The sequence below is a fragment of the Pseudomonas vranovensis genome (genome assembly GCF_040438935.1).
Taxonomy (GTDB): Bacteria; Pseudomonadota; Gammaproteobacteria; order Pseudomonadales; family Pseudomonadaceae; genus Aquipseudomonas; species Aquipseudomonas vranovensis.
Genome location: NZ_CP159259.1, coordinates 2,016,248 through 2,035,554 on the forward strand (window position 1 = coordinate 2,016,248; position 19,307 = coordinate 2,035,554).

The 19,307-nt window shown below is 55.4% G+C and carries 16 protein-coding genes; 9 read left to right on the plus strand and 7 right to left on the minus strand.

From position 1 onward, the window contains the following. Window positions 1-287: 287 nt before the first annotated feature. The 7 genes from ABVN19_RS09370 to ABVN19_RS09400 form a co-directional block, all read right to left on the minus strand. Complete coding sequence (locus tag ABVN19_RS09370; protein ID WP_158259242.1) at window positions 288-1,046, minus strand: glucose 1-dehydrogenase; 759 nt, start codon at window positions 1,044-1,046, stop codon at window positions 288-290. Next, window positions 1,043-3,475, minus strand: coding sequence for an MMPL family transporter (locus ABVN19_RS09375; protein WP_105642520.1), 2,433 nt, complete (start codon window positions 3,473-3,475; stop codon window positions 1,043-1,045). The genes ABVN19_RS09370 and ABVN19_RS09375 overlap by 4 nt, the downstream gene beginning before the upstream one ends. Continuing rightward, window positions 3,472-4,563 carry a YCF48-related protein gene (locus tag ABVN19_RS09380; protein ID WP_105642521.1) on the minus strand — a complete coding sequence of 364 codons (1,092 nt, stop codon included), beginning with the start codon at window positions 4,561-4,563 and terminating at the stop codon, window positions 3,472-3,474. The genes ABVN19_RS09375 and ABVN19_RS09380 overlap by 4 nt, the downstream gene beginning before the upstream one ends. 70 nt (window positions 4,564-4,633) lie before the next feature. Then, window positions 4,634-5,974: a DUF1329 domain-containing protein gene (locus ABVN19_RS09385; RefSeq protein ID WP_158259243.1), complete on the minus strand. Its 1,341-nt coding sequence runs from the start codon at window positions 5,972-5,974 to the stop codon at window positions 4,634-4,636. Window positions 5,975-6,627: 653 nt separating this feature from the next. Next, complete coding sequence (locus ABVN19_RS09390; RefSeq protein ID WP_105642523.1) at window positions 6,628-8,193, minus strand: methyl-accepting chemotaxis protein; 1,566 nt, start codon at window positions 8,191-8,193, stop codon at window positions 6,628-6,630. A 493-nt stretch (window positions 8,194-8,686) separates the two neighbouring features. Further along, window positions 8,687-10,273 carry a DUF1302 domain-containing protein gene (locus ABVN19_RS09395; protein ID WP_105642524.1) on the minus strand — a complete coding sequence of 529 codons (1,587 nt, stop codon included), beginning with the start codon at window positions 10,271-10,273 and terminating at the stop codon, window positions 8,687-8,689. Window positions 10,274-10,628: 355 nt separating this feature from the next. After that, the gene (locus ABVN19_RS09400) at window positions 10,629-11,705 is read right to left on the minus strand and encodes an aromatic ring-hydroxylating dioxygenase subunit alpha (protein ID WP_105642525.1); all 1,077 of its coding nucleotides are present in this window, start codon (window positions 11,703-11,705) and stop codon (window positions 10,629-10,631) included. A gap of 127 nt (window positions 11,706-11,832) precedes the next feature. Here ABVN19_RS09400 and ABVN19_RS09405 point away from each other — a divergent pair, with 127 nt between their 5' ends. The 9 genes from ABVN19_RS09405 (at window position 11,833) to ABVN19_RS09445 (ending at window position 19,303) form a co-directional block, all read left to right on the plus strand. After that, window positions 11,833-12,798 carry an AraC family transcriptional regulator gene (locus tag ABVN19_RS09405; RefSeq protein WP_105642526.1) on the plus strand — a complete coding sequence of 322 codons (966 nt, stop codon included), beginning with the start codon at window positions 11,833-11,835 and terminating at the stop codon, window positions 12,796-12,798. Window positions 12,799-12,962: 164 nt separating this feature from the next. Beyond that, window positions 12,963-13,553, plus strand: a complete 591-nt coding sequence (locus tag ABVN19_RS09410; RefSeq protein WP_105642527.1) for a hypothetical protein — start codon at window positions 12,963-12,965, stop codon at window positions 13,551-13,553. A 51-nt stretch (window positions 13,554-13,604) separates the two neighbouring features. Then, entirely contained in the window at window positions 13,605-15,278 is a 1,674-nt protein-coding gene (locus tag ABVN19_RS09415) for an FAD-binding oxidoreductase (RefSeq protein ID WP_105642528.1), read from the plus strand. 26 nt (window positions 15,279-15,304) lie between these two features. Continuing rightward, window positions 15,305-15,613 (plus strand): cytochrome c, encoded by a 309-nt coding sequence (locus ABVN19_RS09420; RefSeq protein WP_218274692.1) that lies wholly within the window; start codon window positions 15,305-15,307, stop codon window positions 15,611-15,613. A 53-nt stretch (window positions 15,614-15,666) separates the two neighbouring features. Further along, on the plus strand, window positions 15,667-16,077 hold the full coding sequence (gene azu, locus ABVN19_RS09425; protein ID WP_105642582.1) for an azurin: 411 nt from the start codon (window positions 15,667-15,669) through the stop codon (window positions 16,075-16,077). A gap of 1 nt (window position 16,078) precedes the next feature. Then, on the plus strand, window positions 16,079-16,279 hold the full coding sequence (locus ABVN19_RS09430) for a hypothetical protein (RefSeq protein WP_105642530.1): 201 nt from the start codon (window positions 16,079-16,081) through the stop codon (window positions 16,277-16,279). Between the two features lie 68 nt (window positions 16,280-16,347). Beyond that, a complete protein-coding gene (locus tag ABVN19_RS09435; RefSeq protein ID WP_105642531.1) occupies window positions 16,348-17,151 on the plus strand; it encodes an alpha/beta hydrolase in 804 nt (267 codons plus the stop codon). Between the two features lie 100 nt (window positions 17,152-17,251). Beyond that, window positions 17,252-18,310: a maleylacetate reductase gene (locus ABVN19_RS09440; RefSeq protein ID WP_105642532.1), complete on the plus strand. Its 1,059-nt coding sequence runs from the start codon at window positions 17,252-17,254 to the stop codon at window positions 18,308-18,310. A 36-nt stretch (window positions 18,311-18,346) separates the two neighbouring features. Next, window positions 18,347-19,303, plus strand: a complete 957-nt coding sequence (locus tag ABVN19_RS09445) for a VOC family protein (RefSeq protein ID WP_105642533.1) — start codon at window positions 18,347-18,349, stop codon at window positions 19,301-19,303. Window positions 19,304-19,307: the final 4 nt, after the last annotated feature.

The following is a 19,307-nucleotide window of genomic DNA, read 5'->3' on the forward strand; positions in this document are numbered from 1 at the left end:
GCAAACTAGCATAACGAACATTTTTTTTATTTTCATTTCACCGCTCCGCTAGGGGAATGACTTGATACCATTTCATCCTTCCCTGGGAGGTTTTTAACCTATCTTTAGAAAGGCTAGCGATGATTTGGTCATGATCATTAGTCAGCACTATCAATGTGGGGCCAAGACACCGCCCACGTGGGACTGGGTCTAGTGAGCTCGCCCCCTCCCTCACATCTCACCGCCTGACAGCTTGAAACGGCAGCAACTACCTTTTCCAAACCATCAGGCGCCAGGCTTGAGTGTGGTCAGGCGACCGTGAGGCCTCCGTCCACTGCGAGGATGTGCCCTGTCACGAAGGAGGCGCTATCCGAAGCCAGCCAAGCGATTGCCGAAGCGATCTCTGAGGATTCCGCGATTCTCCCCATCGGAACCATATTGGCGATCTCATCGAGCTGGATGTGGCCACCTACCATCCTCTCCAACAGGCCTGTGCGTACGGGGCCCGGGGCGATTGCATTGATCCGTATATTGTTCCTGCCATGCTCAACCGCAGAAGCCTTGGTCAGTCCCGCAATAGCGTGTTTGCTGGCGCTGTACATTGCGACGTTTGAGATGGCTCTCAGACTCGCACTGGAGCCAGTGTTCACGATCACTCCGCCTCCTTGGGAGAGCATCTGCAGGATCTGATATTTCATTCCATGCCAGATGCCCTTGAGGTTGATGTCGATGATACGTTGGCAATCTTCATCCGAAAGCGCTTCCACGGGGCCAAAAGGCCCTTCGATACCGGCATTGTTGATGGCGATATCAATTCGCCCCCAGCACTCCGTCATTGCCTGAATCAACAACTTCACTGCCGACTCGTCTCGAACGTCAACCGCGTGGAAGGCGACGCTTCCAGAAAATTTGGCAACGATCTCCCGCCCCTGGTCTTCGTCTGGGCCTGCCACCATCACCTGAGCGCCAGAACTCGCAAACAGATCAGCTGTTGCAAGTCCGATCCCAGAGGTTCCGCCAATCACCAGGACTGTCTTGTCCGCGAAGTCGAACTTGAGATTACTCATGCCTTCTCCTTCTCGACGTGAAAGCATCGTTTCTCGGCGTCCTGCGTAGTGGCCGGTGCAGCGTTTTCAGCTTTCCTCCTTGAGTCAGGAAGAAGGAACGCGGCCAGGCTGGGCAGAAGAATCAGGGCGCCGAACATGTTGACCAAGAACATGAATGCCAGCAGCAAGCCCATGTCGGCTTGGAACTTGATCGGTGAAAACATCCAGGTCGCTACGCCAGCGGCCAGAGTCATCCCGGTGAGCATCACCACACGCCCAACAAACAACAGCGATCGGGAATATGCCTCGGACAGGCTGGCGCCGGCGCGCTGACAGGCTAACGTAACGCTGAGGATGTACAGCGCGTAGTCGATCCCAATGCCCACGCCCAACGCGGTGACCGGTAGGGTTGCCACCTTAAGTCCGATACCGAGCACCACCATCAGCGCCTCAGCCAGAATACTGGTCAGCAAAAGCGGTAGTACGGCAACCAGCACAGCTCGCCAGGAGCGGAACGCGAGTAGGCTCAACAAGACAACAGCGGTGTACACACCGAACAGCATCAGGTAGTTGTTGTGCTTGACCACCTGGTTGGTAGCAGCTTCGATACCGGCAGTACCGGCAGCCAGGAGGAATTTCACGTCATCGGTGTTGTGCTCTTGCGCAAAGCTTTCAATTTCTGAAACGACGCCTTGGAGGGTGGCCGCTCGATGGTCAGCCAGGTAAACGTACAAAGAAAGCAGATTGCAGTCTTCATTGAACAGGCCTCTAGGTGCCTGAGTCACAATGGAGTTCAACACACGTTGATTAGGTACGATCTCTGCCCATTTGAAACTTCCCTCGTTGAATGCCGAGCCCAGCTGTTTGGCGAGATCGGCAAACGAGTTGCTAAGCACAACCCCCGGTTGCTGCTCCAACCGTTGCTGCAGCGCGCGCATCTTTACCAAGGTCGCATAGTCTGCACACTTATCCGGGGGTGTGGTGATCATGACGGCCAGGAGATCACTGCTGGTTGCGTAATGCTTGGTGAGATAATCGTTGTCACGGTTGTAAGTAGAGTCAGCACGGAGCTCAGGGGCGCCGGCATCCAGGTCGCCGATCTGAAGGCGCGTTGAAATCGCTGCACCACCGACGCCTAACCCAATGGCGATCACGATGGCCAAGGCCGCCCAGCGGCGTTGAGTAAAGAGATCAAGAAAACTCCAGAATCCGCTCGGTGCCCCCAGCGCAGCCTTTTCCTGAGCGAGCGCGCGGGCAGCCGCCTGGTTGTTCACTCCGGTATAGGTCAACAGAATGGGCAGCAAGATGAGGTTGGTAAAGATTAGGATCGCCACCCCAATGCTCGCAGTGATTGCCAGTTGGCGAATCGCCTCAATGTTCACCAGCATAAGCACTGCGAAACCCACTGCGTCGCACACCAGCGCAGTGAAGCCGGCCATGAATAGACGACGGAATGTGTTGCGGGCTGCGTTCACTCGGTGCATTCCGCGGCCAATGTCCTGCATCACGCCATTCATTTTCTGGGCGCCGTGGCTCATGCCGATGGCGAAAATGAGGAATGGCACCAGGATTGAATAGGGATCAAGGCGGAATCCGATCATGGGCAGTAATCCGAGCTGCCACACCACCGCGACCAGAGAGCAAGCCACCACAATGGCCGTGCTGCGCAGGCATCGGGTAAACCAGAAAACCATGGCCGTGGCGATGACCACTGCTATGCCGAAGAAGATAAGGATTTGTAGGAGCCCATCAATGAGGTCGCCCATGACCTTGGCGAAACCAACAATATGGATGGTGATTCCGTCTTTCTGGTACTTGGCGCGAATGGTCTCCAGGCGTTTTGAGAGCATTCCGTAATCGAGTGCCTGATCGGCTTGCGCGTCGTAGTCCAGAAGGGGCACCACAATTGCGCTCGAACGGAAGTCCGAGGCCACCAAGCGCCCGACAATTCCAGATCTCATGATGTTGGTCTGAAGCTCTTCGATGCTCGCCTTGGAGCCATCGAACGAGTCCGGCATGACAGGGCCTCCGTCAATGCCCTCTTCAGTTACCGCCATCCAACGAACACCACGCGTCCAAAGCGATTGGACATAAGAACGTTCGACACCGGGCAGCAAAATCAACTCATCGTTGACCTTCTGCAGGGTGCTCAAGAATTCCGGGTCAAGTACATTGCCATTTTCAGTGGCTACGATTACCCGAAGGCTGTTGCCAAGGCCCTTTAGGTCGTCCTCGTGGGACAGGTAGTTTTGAATGTACGGATGATCATTTGGGATCACTGCTTTGAAGCTGGCATTCAGCTCCAGGTGCCTCGCTTGGAAACCCAGGAACAGCGTTACCAGCAGACACATGAGTACGATCAGGCCGCGGTGGCTGAACAGGACTCGCTCCAGTACGGTGCCGGCCGCAGGATCGAACGGCACATTCGCGTTTTGAATTTCAACTTTCATTGTGCAGACTCCACTGCCGACAGACTCAGGGTCTGCACCCCACTTGGGCCTACCAGTAACAACTGGTTGGTACCGATCTCGATTGCTTCCGCTGCCGGAGCAAGTTGCTGGTCAATGGCCTGAAACTTATTGGACAGCTTGTCACCCATGACGATCTGACCGTTCTCCGCAAACAGTAGGATGCGCCCGTCGTTCAACACCAAGCCGCTTTGAATGGAGGCGGATGTGCTGGTATCGATTTGCTGCCAACTTTGCCCGTGATCCAGTGAGCGCACTGCGTTGCCGCGTAGCCCGAACGCAATAGCAGCATTGTCATTCATGACCACGCCAAAGAGCGTGCCTGCATACGGCTGTTCAACAGGCTGGTAAGACCCATTTTCGAGGCTGCGAAGCAGCATGCCCTGCTCCCCCACCACCCACGCTATGCCGTCGCGTGAAGCGTTACCGTAGTAATGAAGCGACCCTGGGTTGAAGTCTTTTGCTTGCAACGGCAGCCAGGTTTTACCGCCATCGGGACTGCTCAACGCAAGGCCGAATGCACCGAAGATGGTGATCCGTTTTGCATCGTCCACCTGCATCGTCAGAAATGGCTTATCCGGGCCATCCTGCACCAGGAAATCAGCCTGACTGAGAGCTTTTGCTGCATCAGGGTCTTGATCGCCTTTTTCAGCAACAACGCGCTGAGCTTGATCCAGGAACAAGCTCGCAGCCTTTACACCATCGAGTTGTACCTCCCAGTTGGAGCCACCGTCACTCGTATGCAAGACCACGCCTAGATGACCGATTGCCCAGCCTTCCTTGGGAGTTACAAAGCGTACTTGGGTCAGCAGAACATTCACTGGGACGTTCGCCTGGTGCCAGGTCTTGGCGCCATCGTCGGACAGAATCACACGCCCGTTTTCACCGACAGCTACCAGGCGATCACCCGCTCTGACTACACTGAGCAGATAACTTTTTTCTGGATGAATGACCACAACACTTGGCTGCTTGAGTACTTCGGGGACTGGAAGCACTTCTGCGTGGCCCAGTTGAGCAGCACCACTCAGCATGAACGCCGCCGCGATTCGTCCAACTTTCTTATTAAACATACCATTCACCGATGTAAAAGCGATCGCGAAGCAGCGGCGTAGAACGCCGCTGCTCTCTCATTCAAGCAACTTAGCGAAGAGCGTCCTGAGTGAGTGCTTCAGCGGTGAAGTAAGAGCGGGGGCGCGGTTCAACCGGTGTGTAATTCTTGATATACCCAGCAATCGTGTAGGCACGTTGCTGGAAATCCAGGCTTTGATAAGGAAGAGTGATCACACCTGGCAGGTCATAACTGACCGCGGTGTAGCCAATACCACCACGCCACAGCTTGCCCTGGGCATCGTAAAGGTCGGACGCGACGATGGCCCAGCTATCCTCATCCATGAAGAGCTTGCGCTTTGGTGCCGCGTTGCGCTTGCCGGATTTCAGGGTGCCTTCCACCTCCCAGACACGGTGCAGCTCCCAACGAACTACGGACGGATCAATGAATTTCCCACCCAACGTTTTTTCAGGGTCTGCAGCGAGCAGTGCGTTCGTGTTATAGGGAATGTACATCTCACGCTTGGTTACCAGCTTCCAGTCGTATTGCTCAGGCGAGCCGAAGAAGCCATACGCTTCGTCAAACTGGGCCAGGCCGGAGACGTAGAAGTTTGGGGTGTCAAACTGAACGTTTGGAAGCTTGCGTACTCGACGCTGACCAGGCATGTACTGCCAGGAACCAGGTTGGCGGGCTTCATAGTCGTTCGGGAACAGGCCAACCAGCGCCTCGCCGGCGCTACGCCCGGGAGCAGTGGTCTTCGCTCGGTGCCACCACCACCAGCCATCGAAGTCTTTTTCACCGCCCGGTAAGGAGTAACGGAAGAATTCATTGATGTCGATGACGGACGTCAGTGAGCGACGTCCACTGCCATCGACCATGTAAAGACGGTACAGGGTATCAACCGCAGTCCCTTTCCAGGACAACAGGTGGTTCCACAACACCTCACTGCCGGTTTTCGGAATCGGGAATGGAGTGCCGCCGTAGGCGTTCTCGATAGCCAGGCCATCTTTGGCTGACGTGGCATTTACAGCATTCTTTGCCGCATAGTCGTAGAACCACTGCGGAGCTGACGCGGTACGGTGTGTGTCGTACACATCAAGGCGGTAGTCCGGGTAGTTCTTGAGCATGTAGTACACGCTCTCGGAGAGCTTCGCCTTGTATTCATCAGCGTTAGCAGCGGTGATTTGGAACTTGGCCTTTTCATCAGGGAATGGGATGGGCGAAAACGATCCTGGTTGGTGCCCAGCTGGTTTCTGCTGGAAGCCGCCTGTCCACTTGGGGATGGTGCCGTCAGCATTGCCTGCCACCTCTGCGCCAACAGGCGTCAACGTGGTGCCCAATTGCTTAGCTTGCTCGGCGCTAACAGCTGCGTACGCACTGCTTGCCATACAAAGCGGGAATAGCAGCAGCAAAGCCATCTTATTCTTGTTCATGCGTATGGTTCTCTTGTTGTTATTGCAGAGGCTAGTTCCGGCGGCGTATCGGGTTCGGCAGCGCAGTGAGTGCGAAGCCGAGGGCTCGATTGGCCTTTCCATTCCACACTACGAACGCCTCAGTGCCATCCTCTTGCACACTCAGGACATCGCCATGCGGGATCAGGCGCCTGCCGTTTTCGGCCTTCGGACAGACCGATGACTTAACCTATTTCTGCTGTCGCATGTACACACCTATCGAAAGATAGAGTCACTATCTAACTAAGCGGCCGAGGACGGGATCACTATCTTTCGGCAGGAGCGGCGCAGGGGGCCGGAGGCGGACAATGAGCATCGGGATTGAAGACTGCTTACCACGCAATACCGATAAGAAGTGCCTATCCAGAAACCCTGATGAGCGAAGAGATTGCTGACCTCACCTGCGACGTCATCGAGTAGATGTCGACTGCATCCTCAGCGCTCCCTTGCAAGGCAATGACTCATGGGGAATCCAAGCTCGCTTGCATCCGATATGACGTCGTGATGGCAACCGGAGCGCCTGCCCCTGGCCAAGCAGGTGCAGACGCCGCAAACCTCGCCGGTGAATGACCTCCATCCTGATCGATGTACGTCGAGGTCTGCCCTCCCCTTAGTGCCCCTCTTGCCGTGGCCGTTTAGCTTTGAAACCGCTTGACCCACCGCTGAAGTTCGATACTGAGATTCCTGACCTCCTCACTGTAGTGCCCACTTTCGCTCGCACTTGCAACGCCTGCCTCAGCTTCGTCCCGGACACGCAAGACACTGCGACTGACCTGCTCCGCGACATGGCTTTGCTGGACTGCCGCGGTTGCTATCTGATCACTCATCTCGCCAATGAGCGACGCTGACTTGGTAATCGCTTGCAGTGCGGTATCGGCAAGGCCCGCTTGATCAACGGCCTGGCGCGCTTGACCAAGGCAAACTTCACTCTGGGAAAGTGCGTGGCGGATAAGAGCCTGAAGCGAGTCAATCGTGGCGGATATCTCCAAGGTTGCGCCTTGGCTTCGCTTTGCCAGAGCGCGCACTTCATCCGCGACCACTGCGAACCCCCTACCCTGTTCGCCCGCCCGAGCAGCCTCGATCGCGGCATTTAGCGCGAGCAAATTGGTTTGTTCTGCTACAGAGCGGATGACCTCAAGAATGCTTCCAATCCGATCACTCTCCTTAGTCAGATCAATCATGCTCGTCCTTGTTGCTGTCACGCCATCTGCAAGCCTGTTAATGCGCTCGACCGCATCGGCGACTAGCTCGGCGCCTGATCTGGCTTGCTCCTCAGCTTGTCGTGCGGCATGCGATGCTCGCTGAGTATGCCCTGCTACTTCATTGACGCTTGCTGCCATCTGCACCATCGCCGAGGCACTTTGCTCAGCCTCTTCCGTTTGGCGACGGGCAGTCACACCTGCTTGAGAGCTCACGCCGTAGAACTCGGTCGCGACGTTACCCAACTGCTCGACCACTTGGACTACCCGCTCCACCATCCCCCGCAGTCCTAGTGTCATGCACTGCATAGAGGCCAGTAGTTGACCCGGTTCATCCTTCCTACGGTCATCAAATTCTGCCCGCAGATCACCATCAGCGATGGCGCGTAAGGCGCTTACCGATCGATGAAGCGGACTCACAATCTGACGACGCAGCACCATGGAAGAGCAAATGGCGACAATGACGAGCAAGAGAGAGCTCAGTCCCAGTAGTGCTAGCACTCGACGACTGACCTCAAGCATCTCCTCCCCTTGAGCAATGTAAGCGAATTCCCCTTTTTCGATGAGCCTCCTGGCTTGTTGCTCCAGCGCCTCAACCTCTGCCAGGCTGGCAGCTTCTACTTCTTGCTTCTGCCTGATGCGCTCAAAAAGACCTTGGTAGTCCGCAGCTGCGCGTCGCATTTCATCCAGCGCAGGCACCTGGGCACTGTCCGGATGCTTTTCAATCAGCGCGCTTAGCTTATTTTGCACCGCATCCAGCAACTCATTCGCCGTTCGAGCGGACTCCAGCACACCATCGATGCGATAGCTTTGCTGCGCGACCTCAGCTTTCAGCAGTAAAATCTGACTCTCAGATACCCCTGTCATCAAGTCCCCACGCTCGAAGAGCGAGAAGATCCCATAAAACCCTGTAGCAGCGACACCTAACGCCAATGCCGCAGTAATTCCAAAACCATAGGACAATTTCTTGCTCACCGAAATATTATCGAGTGACTTCCACATTTGGACTCCTTAGTCGACAGCAACTAACCCTGAGCAGCAACTCTCGTTCAGGCTTAAAAATTAAGTCATGCCTATTAATTGCTGGCCGAAATGTGCAACAGGCACCAAGCCTTCTAGCGAAAACTGACGGAGAGCTCCAGTATTCGCTGAAAGGTATAAGTGCTTGTAAATTTGATAACGACGCCCGACGGCATTTCAAATTAAAATGTCGGCGGGGCCTAGCAGGAAAGTTATTTAGTGCGGAGGCAATGGATGGACGACCTCATCCACCCATTACCACCAGGGAGTGTTTTACATCACCCATTGCCCGGATCAGGGCATCGGGCGCTAGGCCTCCCCGACCGCATAAGCGTTTGCTCTACTTACTGGCAGCAGGAGGTAACTGGAGGCCTAAGCAAACACAGCGACTCCCAAGAAGTAGTAAAGACCTAATATATGCGTCGTATGGATTTTACGAAAAGACTCCTGGCATTACATCATGCGCACATACAAATCAGAATGTATGGGTCAGGGAGGCCATCACAAAATCTCGCCCACTATAGTAGTTATTGTCTTCGCTGCCGAAGAAGTGCGTGACATTGAGGCCAAGCTTCCAGTCCTGCTGGTAAATGCCGACGATCCCGATGTTGACATCGCCACCTTCATCAGATCCGTAATTGTTGAAGGCAGCACTGATGGGCGACCGGCCTTTGATGTTGTAACCAACACCAATCGGAACCTGGATATCCAAACCTGGCATAATTTGGTAGTAGTCAAAGGTCGCCAGTCCTCGAACGCCGTAAGCAGTGTCATCTAACGTATCGTCACGTTGTTCGTTGTTTTTGGTGACTTTCGTCAGGTGATGTCCGGCCAGTTCGCCGGCGAGCGTATATCCGTCCCACAAAGCCCCAGCATTACCCACATAGATGGCGTTGATTTGTGCATGAACGGTGTCGCCGGTAACGTCCGGATCGAGGACATCAGCGGCGGCGCGCAGGGAGCCATCTTTGCGATACGACACCTCACCACCAATGTTCAGTTGACCAATGGTAGTGTTTGCACTGATACCGTAGAGCTTCACCCTTTCTTGATAGCGCAGGTGGTAACTACCAATGGAACCGGTGACAGGGTCGAAACCGCCCGACGGACTAACCACAACCTGGGGAGTTTTCTCATCGTATTGGATGGCATACAAGCCAAGATCGAGGTTTAAGGACTCCGGACGCCAGCGCAACGAGACGCCAAATTGAGGGGCGTCGGGTTCATCGTCGCTTCCACGATAGAAGTAAGCACCAGGCCCCGCGATAATCCGCTCCCCGCCCTCGTCAAGAATATCGGCTGAGGACAGGAAGCTGCCGGCTGGAGGAATGCGAGTTTTTTCCCACTGGAACTGATAGAACCCCTCTACTGTCCAGCCGCCCTCGAACATGGCGCTCATCGACAGCTGCTTGGTCGGCAGGAACAACTCTTGAGCCTTAGTGTTTGGAACACTCAAAGCCTTGTAAGCATCGACCGGCGCCATTGCTGCTGCGATGCCGTTGTCGGTGAAGAACAGGCTCTCCCCCCACAGAAGGGTATGCTGGCCAAGTCGAACGCTTACCGGTACATCGAAGGGACTGAACTGCCCGGAGACGAACGCGTTCATGAGTTCAATCTTGCTGCCTGCCCACTTTCGGGTTTGATCGGTGAATTCGTTGTTCGAAACCGAGTATGGGTTGAAGGTGCCAGGCGAGTCGTTGTCATTGTGCCGGTTGTAAACGTCGTCATACCAGGCTGCAGCGCTGAGAGACAAACCGAAATTCTGGTACCGCATGTTCAGTTCGGTCAGCCAGTCAAAGCGGTTCATCATCAGAGAACCACGTTCAAAATTGTGCTCTGGGTCATCCGTGTTGGCATTCGCAAGATTGGTATCACTGGGCTTGCTGATGCGCGAGCCAAGCGAATACTTCATCGTGTTATCCCAACTACCTTTGAGGTCGCCACTCTCAAACTCAACCGCCAAAGCAGTGCCACTGGTTGCCAGGAACATCGCGCCCACCAAGGCCGATAGAGTCAACGGCGGGTTCTGCGCAAGGCCAGCGGGCAGAGTCATTTTCTTCATTATTGTTGTTCTCCGGTTGTTGTGTGTCTACGCAGAGACCCGGCAAAGGCGCCCCAGCAGTCATGACGAACGAATCAGACACTGATCCTTACGATGCAAACTAGAGTCGGTACCAAACAGGAGCACCTATCCAAAGATAGAGAGATAGGTACCGCTTTCTTCAGCGAGGTCTGGCAGGCCAAACGTGCAAAATGAAGCACCCTTTTTTCCTTCCCTTTTACGGCTCGCGCTGCTCATGCAGACGCCGCCAACGCTTTGAGCTAGCGCGCCATCCACTGAAGGTTTGAGAAGCGAGCATGCCCGGCATTCGTCTGAGTGCCGGGCAGATGGGAGTCAGAGAGCAGTGGCGATGAGCTTAGGCTTGTGCCGCAGCGAACTGAACAACGGCATCCCCTTTGGCGTCTTGTTCAGCCTTCAGCATCCGCTCCAGGATCCATCGGAACTGGCCTAGCGCGGTATCGGAGGTCGTTGGAACGAGCACGGCATCAGGCGCCAGATTCATCGAACGTTGCTGCGCTTCGATGATCTCTCGATCCTCTCTGAATGCCATTTCTGCAATGGCAATCATGCCGTCAGCCAACTGAGTGCTGCCGCTTTTCAGCCGCGGCGCCCAGGAGTAGCAATAGCGCGAACGCTGCGCACTCATCGGCGTAATGGACTGATTTGTCACATCTCGTGTTATTGGCTCGATACCTACGGGAGGTTCGCCGTTGAAACGTTCAGAGGTGCCCGCAGGATAGCCCTCGGAATACATGACCATTACGCCAGGAATGTAGAAGTCATAGTACATCCACATGTCCAGGGCTTCTGAATCAGTTTCAGCCTTGATGTGATTTGGTACCGGCTGATTGGGTAACCAACGCTCTACCCTCACACTGCGCTCCATCCGGGTAACCTTTGGGCGAGTCAAAGCCCAGTCTTCACCCACACCGAAGCTATCTGGATGCACGTAGGTCAGATGCGAAAAGTCCAGCAGGTTGTCATGCACCAACTGGTAATTGGCATCGTAGTCCATGAAGCCGTGCCGGAAGATCCAGTTTGGGTCATCCAAGGCTACCGTAGGTGGAATAAGATCCGGATCTGCTTCGGCCTCTTCACCCAGCCACACCCAAATCCAGCTATTGCGCTCGATCACGGCAAAGCTGCGTACGCGGGCTTGCGGAGGGATGCGATCTTGCCCAGGAATTTCTACGCACTTGCCGGTCTCGTCAAACCGCAGCCCATGATAGAGACAGCGCAGGTGATCACCTTCACGGCGCCCGATCGAGAGAGGCGCGGCGCGGTGGCAGCAGCGGTCTTGAAGCGCTGCGAGCGAACCATCTGCCTTGCGGTAAATCACGATGGGCTCGTTGGCGATCTGGCAGGGAAACAACTCCTGCCCCTTCAAAACATCGCTCCAGCCTGCAACGTACCAGCAATTACGGATAAACATGACTCACCTCATAGGCGTTGTTGTTTTTGTGGCATTGATCGCCAGCATTCAAAGTACGCGGAGGGAATGATCGCAACCACGCCGACTTGTGCTAAAAATCGGCTGTATCTATCACACGGAGCAGAAAATGGATCTGTTGGGCGAAGTGCTTTTGTCGCTAAAAATTGGCGCGAACTCGGTCGGCATCTTCCACTGCGGAGCGCCTTGGGGGATGGATGTCCCTGCCATGACTCAAGCCAACGCATACATGTTCTGCGCGATCGATACACCGTTCTGGCTCATGCTGGAAAACAAACCGCCACAGCTCCTTGAGCCAGGAGATGCCGCGCTTATCCTGCACGGCCCTCGATATTCGTTTGCTTCGACTCCAAACGCGCCCTGCGTAGCACTCGAAACGTATTGGGAGCTAAAGCAACTCCCATGGCTCACTGCGGGCTCCAGGCAAAACACTCCACTACATGGACTGACCCTGGGAATGGCGCCACACACCGATCGCGTTCTGACCATGGGCATCCTCATCGGTGGCGCCACCGACAATCATCTGCTGCGGGCCCTCCCAGACGTGATCACGTTGAAACGTAGTGCCAGGGGGCAGTTTCCATGGATTCCATCGCTGCTGGAGTTTCTGGCCGCCGAACAGAGCGCAAACACGCCTGGCTACACAGCCACGGCCTCGCACCTGGCCGAACTGATTTTTACCAGTCTGGTTCGTGCGTACGTGCTGAATACGCCCGCCGGAAGCAGCAGCTGGCTTAGCGGAATCAATGACCCCCGAATCAGCCGGGCACTCGCAGCAATCCATAGCAAGCCAGAACACCCTTGGACACTGGAGCGCTTGGCTGATCAGGCAGGAATGTCTCGGTTCAGCTTCAGCCGGTTGTTTTCAAAGCGTACCGGGCAAACACCGATCGAGTACCTGATCGAGCGCCGGATGCAACTGGCAGCTGAACTCGTACTTGAGGGGCGAAGCAGCGTGGCCCGAATTGCCGAAGCCGTAGGCTATCAGTCGGAACGAGCATTCAGAGGACTCTTCATCCGCCATTTCGGCATGCCGCCTCGTGAGTACGCCAAACACCACTCAGATAGGCGCTGAGCGGCGATACTCTGCGACTATCTTTGGGTAGGTGTTGCAGCTGCGCGCTTAAGTAAACATCCCGATGAAAGTGATCCAGGACGGATCCCGTCAATAACATCATCGGAGCGCGCCGTAATGCCTGATCATTTCTCCCATGCCTACCGCTCATTGGTGAATCACAAATGAAGCGGCGTAGCGTACTCAAAGCAGGTCTCGCAACAAGCCTCCTTCCCCTGCTTGGTTTGGGTGGGGTCGCGAAAGCATTCGATCTGAAATCCAGCATTCAGCTGAAAGCCATCCTTTCTGACCGCCGCTTTCCAATGAGCAGTGCTTTCGGAGCCCGGGCGGCCGCCATGGGTATCCCACACCTAGCTACGAATGGAGATATCACGGCCATCTGGCTTAAGCACCTCGATCCACTATGGCGAGAAGGCAAAGCATCGATCATGGGCCTGACCACCCAAGATCAGCTCTTCTGCCTGGAACGCCTCGCGTGGGATCGCGGCATGAAAGTCCTCATGCGCGTCGAGCATCGGGATATGGGCCGGGGTGAAATCACCCACATCATCGACGCTCCGGCCCTGCTAACTGCGCAGTCAACGCTCGCGCTTCAACACGAAAACCTATGGCCGAGTGAGCTCGCCAGCCTTCTGGGCTCCTGCTCACCGTCGCAGTGCATCGGCCATCGCTCCAGTAGAGAAGTCACCAGCAAAGGGAGGCTGGGTGAGCACCTCGTTTCCTGGGTAATCGTCCCAGCAAGCCAAGTCTCCTAAGCGCCTTCCACTCCTTTACAAACATAAAAATAAGTAGCCAGGAGAACTCCAATGCTACCCCCCGGTATCGATTCCGCAACATTCCAGAAAGCTCTGAGCGCGTTCGCCAACGTGGTCGGAAAAGAATGGGTTTTTACCAGCGATGAAGACCTGAAGCTCTATCGCGATGCATATTCGCCCTACATGGGTGAAGCCGAAGAACGATTAGCATCAGCTGCCGTTGCCCCAGATACCTCCGAGCAAGTTCAAGAAATTGCTCGGATAGCAAATCAGTACAGCATTCCGCTCTACACCATTTCTACCGGCAAGAACCTCGGCTACGGCGGCTCGGCTCCAACCTACAGCGGTAGCGTCGTACTCGACCTCAAACGCATGAATCGCATCATCGAGGTCAACGAAAAACAGGCCTATTGCATTGTCGAGCCAGGTGTCAGCTATTTCGACATGTACCGCTACCTGCAGGAAAAGAAGAGCAAGCTGTGGCTTGACGTACCAGATCCGGGCTGGGGAAGCATGGTTGGTAACGCCATGGATCGGGGTGCGGGGTACACCGCGGCACAGTTTCGCAATCATTTCGATGCGCATTGCGGCATGGAGGTGGTGCTAGCCAACGGTGAGGTGATGCGTACCGGAATGGGTGCCATGCCCAAATCCAAAACCTGGGCAATGTATAAAACCGGTTTTGGCCCGGCAATCGACGGGATCTTCAGCCAATCGAATTTCGGGATTGTAACCAAAATGGGGTTCTGGTTGATGCCCGAGCCAGAGGCCTTCCTAAAAGGCCACATCCATCTCTCTCAGTACAGCGACATGGTTCCGCTGGTTGAGTTGATGACGGAGTTGGAGAACTCGAAGATCTTCACTGGCTATCCAGACATCAACAGCCCTGCCATGGGTACTCCTAGCCTCGCCGGCCTTCACGAGTTCCTCGCACACGGCCCAAAAGAGCAGGATCCCGAGTTCATGGCACTGCTAGGCCGAGGCGCCAAGCCGGAGGAGTACGAGGCCTACGCCAAGAAAAAGGGCATCCCCTTCTGGACGTGTGCCCTCACGTTTTATGGCCCAGAAAAAGTCATTCGCGCCCAGTGGGAATACGCTCAGGAGCGCTTCAAAAAGGCATTTCCTGACGCCAAGTTTGCTGAGCACGAGTTCTATAAACTCCCGCTCACACCTGAGCAAGCAGAAAAGGTCGAATACCCAGCGCAATTTGGCATCCCAAATTTGCGGACATTCGCCATCGGGGCCCGCTCGAACTGGAACCCAGCGCCGCCTACACATGGGCATGCTTGGTTTTCCCCTGTCATTCCTCGTGACGGTGCAGAAGTTCTCAAGATCAACGAAGTGCTGGGTACAGAGGCTCGTCGATTAGGCATTCCATTGATCTTCGCTATGATCGTGCCCGTCCCTTCATGGGAGCGAAGCTTCACGTTCATCATCCCGTTGTTCATCAGCGAGGATCCAGCACAGAACAAAAGAAGCCGAGAGGTGTTCAGACACCTGATCAAGGTGGCCGCTGACAATGGCTGGGGGGAGTACCGCACTGCTCCGACATTCCAGGCAGATGTGATGGATACCTATTCCTTCGGTGACCATGCCCTGCTGCGCTTCCATGAGTCGATTAAGGATGCTGTAGATCCCAAAGGGATTCTTTCACCAGGGCGTTATGGCATCTGGCCGAAACATCTTCGAGATAAGCATCGGTACAAAGGAGGCGACTCCGTATGAGGCTCCTAGTCGTTCTCACGAGCTCCTTGCTCGCCGCCGCCCAGTGCTTCGCCGCAGAAGGTAATCCGGATCTCGGCAAGCAGGTTTACGAAAAGTGGTGCTCTGCATGCCACGCACCTGGTGATGCCTATCCTGGAACCTTGGCCCTGAGAGCTAAATACAAGGGAGCCCTGCCTGAGGCTCTGGAGCAACGCTCCGATCTGACGCCGGACATGGTCAAGTACTTCGTGCGCAACGGGGTCACCATCATGCCGTTCTTCCGCAAGACTGAGATTTCCGATGTGGAGCTCAATGCGATCGCGGACTACCTAACCAAACAAGGAACAAAGCAGTGATCACCATCGGAGATATCAAGTTGCCCCGCATTCTTTTAGCTTCCCTGTTGGTAATGAGCTCCCCGGTTTTCGCACAGCAATGCGAGACAACCGTAGCTTCGACCGACCAAATGACCTACCTGCAGAAAGAGGTTTCCGTCAGCCGTAGCTGCAAGCAGTTCACCGTAACGCTTCAGCACACTGGACGAATGCCAGCCGCGGCAATGGGGCACAACTGGGTCTTGAGTAAAACCAGTGACGTTCAGGCGATCGCCACTGACGGTATCGCTGCTGGTAGCGCAAAAAGCTACCTGAGGGAGGATGACAGTCGAGTGGTTGCCCACACGAAAGTGATTGGAGGGGGTGAAAGCACCAGCGTCACCTTCAACGTAAGTGAACTGTCGCCTGCCGAAAGTTACACCTATTTCTGTTCATTCCCTGGCCACTCGGCCTTGATGAAGGGGCAGCTAAAGCTGGTGGACTGACATGGAGAAAATGGTCTTCCAGCTTGCGGTCATCGACGGCCCAATCGTAGTGCGGCAAGAGCCAGAGACAGGTGATCTCGTGATTGAATTTGAAAGCACTCATCGCGCAGCAGCCAATAAACGATTTCAAGTGCGGCTCAAGCCTGGTGCAGCAGACCAACTCTCCAGCGCTCTGGAGGCTGCCCTCCCTATCCATAGATAGGTGTAGGGCAGCTCCCCTAGCAGCACTCTCTGACCATCCAATATCACAATCATAAAAAGAAGGTATCTATGAGCACGCTTCCGAGTGGGGATCGCCGTGTCGATTTTTCGGGCTGGCAACGCCAGTACTACCAGATCGACGGCGCGGTCGTTGCTGTTCACCAAGCAGGTGAAGGTACCCCAGTGATGTACCTGCATGGCGGAGGTACATGGCATGGCCTCGGCTTTGCGTCGGGCCTGATGGATCGGCACAAAGTCTATCTGCCACATCACCCAGGTTTCGGTCTGTCTGAGGATAACGCAAGCATCAACTCTGTTTCGGATTGCGTCGACCATTACGCCAAGCTGCTCGACACACTGGGTCTAGAGCGCGTGCACCTTATCGGTAGTTCATTAGGTGGACGCATCGCTGCAGAGTTTGCGGCTCGTTACCCAGACCGTGTCACCAAGCTCGTTCTCGCCGCACCGGCGGGCCTCACCGTCCCAGAGCACCCACTGCCTGATCTCTCGGCCATCCCGCCCCAAGATTTCCCTTCCTACCTCGTAAACGACATGCAAGTTCTTCTGCCATTTCTTCCAAATGGGCCAGACGAAGAGTTCATGAGCATGCGAGCCAGAGAGGGTGGCGCTGTTATGCGACTGCTAAGTCAGAGCGGGCTGGATAACCCCAATATGGCGGAGCAGCTTCAACATATCGACGCCCCCACCTTGATTATCTGGGGTCGTCTAGACCGAATGCTTCCGGTTGGCCAAGCCGCGTCTTGGAAAAACAACATCTTCGGAGCTCAAGTGAAAGTTGTTGAGGACGCCGGTCACCTGCCACTTGATGAATCCGCAGAAGCGCGCCAAGCCCTCCTGGAATTCTTGGGCTGAAGCAGTGATGCGATAAGCCAGAGCACTATCTTTCGGCAGGTGCTGCTGGGTGACTCAATCGCAAAACTCACCTGAAACCGCCCAACATCCTGGAGCTTCAATGCAACCTTTTGTTTACAACGCCCTGCCAAGTCGTGTGATTTTCGGCTCCGGCACCATCGTGCAGCTTGCTGACGAGATCAAAGCCCTGGGTGCTTCCCGCGCCTTGGTTCTTACAACCAAGCATCAACAGCGCGATGGTGAGCGCCTTTGTGAGCAACTGGGAAGCTTGGCTGTAGGGCTCTACGCAAACGCGACCATGCACACTCCAGTCGACGTGACAAATGATGCCTTGGAGTATGTTGCTCGCACCAGAGCTGACTGCGTAGTTGCGCTGGGTGGTGGCTCAACCATTGGCCTTGGTAAGGCAATTGCACTTCATACCGACCTGCCGCAGGTCGTCATCCCGACCACCTATGCAGGCTCGGAAGCCACCCCGATCATTGGCCAAACAGAGAACGGCCTGAAAACAACCCAGCGCACGCTGAAGGTGCTGCCAGAAGTTGTGCTCTACGACGTCGACCTGACCCTCACGCTTCCCCCTGAAATCACCGTGACAAGCGGGCTGAATGCCATTGCTCATGCAGTTGAAGCGCTCTACTCCAAAGATGCAAATCCGCTGATCTCGCAACTGGCCGAACAAGGTATTGCGTCCTTGGCGAGTGCGTTGCCCCGTATCCAAAAGAATCCAGAAGACCTGGAAGCCCGCTCCGATGCGCTGTTCGGAGCATGGGCATGCGGCGTATGCCTGGGCGCGGTGGGGATGTCGATCCATCACAAGCTCTGCCACACCCTGGGTGGCACCTTCAATCTCCCCCACGCCGAAACCCACAGCATCGTCCTCCCGCACGCCACCGCCTACAACTCCGCGGCCGCCCCGGATGCAATGGCACGCATCTGTCGGGCATTGGGAGGTGTGAGTGATGCGGCAGCAGGCCTGTATGACCTGGCTGTGAGCCTTGGAGCTCCGACCCAACTGAAAGATATCGGTTTGCGCGAGCAAGACCTGGCGCAGGCCGTCGAAATTGCCTGTTCCTCTCCGTATTGGAATCCGAGGCCGATTGAGGCGGACGGCATTAAACAACTGCTTGCTAACGCGTTTCTCGGCCGCCGCCCTTAACAGGCGTTTGTTGACCCAACGCCCCTGGAGATAACCATGGAACTTAATCCGCACATTCTTCGCCATCACCACATCACGCTGAACGTGGGTGGTGCGCAGGAAGATTACGACTTTCACACCAAAGTCCTTGGCCTGAAAAGCGTCAAGAAAACTGGCTTGTACGACGGCTCAGAGCCGATCTACCACTTCTACTACGGCAACGATATCGGCGAGGAAAGCACGCTGATCACTTGCTTCCCAATGCGGCAATCCGGTCGAAAAGCGCGCCGCGGAAGCGGCCAGGTGAAGACCTTGGCGCTTTCGGTTCCGGAGTCGTCCCTGACGTTCTGGGCACGGCACCTGGCCAGCCACGGGTTCACCCCCATTCTGGTGGAGCGGTTCGGTGAGCGACTGCTGCATTTCACGCACCCGTGTGGCATCGAGTACGAGCTCGTCGGTATCAAAGACGACAACCGCAAACCGTACTCCAATGGTGTCATCCCATCGGAGTTCGGCATCCGAGGTACTCATGGCATCACTGTATCTGTGCGCGACATGGAGAACTCCGCTGAATTCATGCATTACGGCTGGACAGGCAAACTGCTCGACACCGACGGAGGGTTCTCCCGTTATCAGGTGGGTAATGGTGGCTCGGGCACCATCATCGATTTCCAGCTGGAGCCCAACTTGCCTCAAGGTTCCTGGGCATATGGCGAAGGCACAGTGCACCACTGCGCCTTCGAGGTCGCCGACCTCGATGTGCAACGCAGCGTGAAGCTTCATCTCGAAGGCATGGGTTACACCGACGTTTCCGACCGGAAAGACCGTGGTTACTTCGACTCCGTATACGTGCGTACTCCAGGTGGGGCGTTGTTCGAGGCTGCTGTATCTAAGCCTGAAGGCTTCCTTGTAGACGAACCGTTCGAGGATCTGGGCAAAACCATTCAGATCCCTCCGCAGTTAGGTGCTCGCGCCCAAGAGATTGCCGCCTACCTTGAACCCCTGAAGTACTGAGGTG

What these genes read in the sequence shown, in the direction of transcription:
- ABVN19_RS09370 (WP_158259242.1), bottom strand. Translation starts at nt 1,046, where the DNA reads ATGAGTAATCTCAAGTTCGACTTCGCGGACAAGACAGTCCTGGTGATT.
- ABVN19_RS09440 (WP_105642532.1), top strand. Translation starts at nt 17,252, where the DNA reads ATGCAACCTTTTGTTTACAACGCCCTGCCAAGTCGTGTGATTTTCGGC.
- ABVN19_RS09445 (WP_105642533.1), top strand. Translation starts at nt 18,347, where the DNA reads ATGGAACTTAATCCGCACATTCTTCGCCATCACCACATCACGCTGAAC.
- ABVN19_RS09385 (WP_158259243.1), bottom strand. Translation starts at nt 5,974, where the DNA reads ATGAACAAGAATAAGATGGCTTTGCTGCTGCTATTCCCGCTTTGTATG.
- azu (WP_105642582.1), top strand. Translation starts at nt 15,667, where the DNA reads ATGAGCTCCCCGGTTTTCGCACAGCAATGCGAGACAACCGTAGCTTCG.
- ABVN19_RS09395 (WP_105642524.1), bottom strand. Translation starts at nt 10,273, where the DNA reads ATGAAGAAAATGACTCTGCCCGCTGGCCTTGCGCAGAACCCGCCGTTG.
- ABVN19_RS09380 (WP_105642521.1), bottom strand. Translation starts at nt 4,563, where the DNA reads ATGTTTAATAAGAAAGTTGGACGAATCGCGGCGGCGTTCATGCTGAGT.
- ABVN19_RS09390 (WP_105642523.1), bottom strand. Translation starts at nt 8,193, where the DNA reads ATGTGGAAGTCACTCGATAATATTTCGGTGAGCAAGAAATTGTCCTAT.
- ABVN19_RS09430 (WP_105642530.1), top strand. Translation starts at nt 16,079, where the DNA reads ATGGAGAAAATGGTCTTCCAGCTTGCGGTCATCGACGGCCCAATCGTA.
- ABVN19_RS09410 (WP_105642527.1), top strand. Translation starts at nt 12,963, where the DNA reads ATGAAGCGGCGTAGCGTACTCAAAGCAGGTCTCGCAACAAGCCTCCTT.
- ABVN19_RS09435 (WP_105642531.1), top strand. Translation starts at nt 16,348, where the DNA reads ATGAGCACGCTTCCGAGTGGGGATCGCCGTGTCGATTTTTCGGGCTGG.
- ABVN19_RS09375 (WP_105642520.1), bottom strand. Translation starts at nt 3,475, where the DNA reads ATGAAAGTTGAAATTCAAAACGCGAATGTGCCGTTCGATCCTGCGGCC.
- ABVN19_RS09400 (WP_105642525.1), bottom strand. Translation starts at nt 11,705, where the DNA reads ATGTTTATCCGTAATTGCTGGTACGTTGCAGGCTGGAGCGATGTTTTG.
- ABVN19_RS09405 (WP_105642526.1), top strand. Translation starts at nt 11,833, where the DNA reads ATGGATCTGTTGGGCGAAGTGCTTTTGTCGCTAAAAATTGGCGCGAAC.
- ABVN19_RS09415 (WP_105642528.1), top strand. Translation starts at nt 13,605, where the DNA reads ATGCTACCCCCCGGTATCGATTCCGCAACATTCCAGAAAGCTCTGAGC.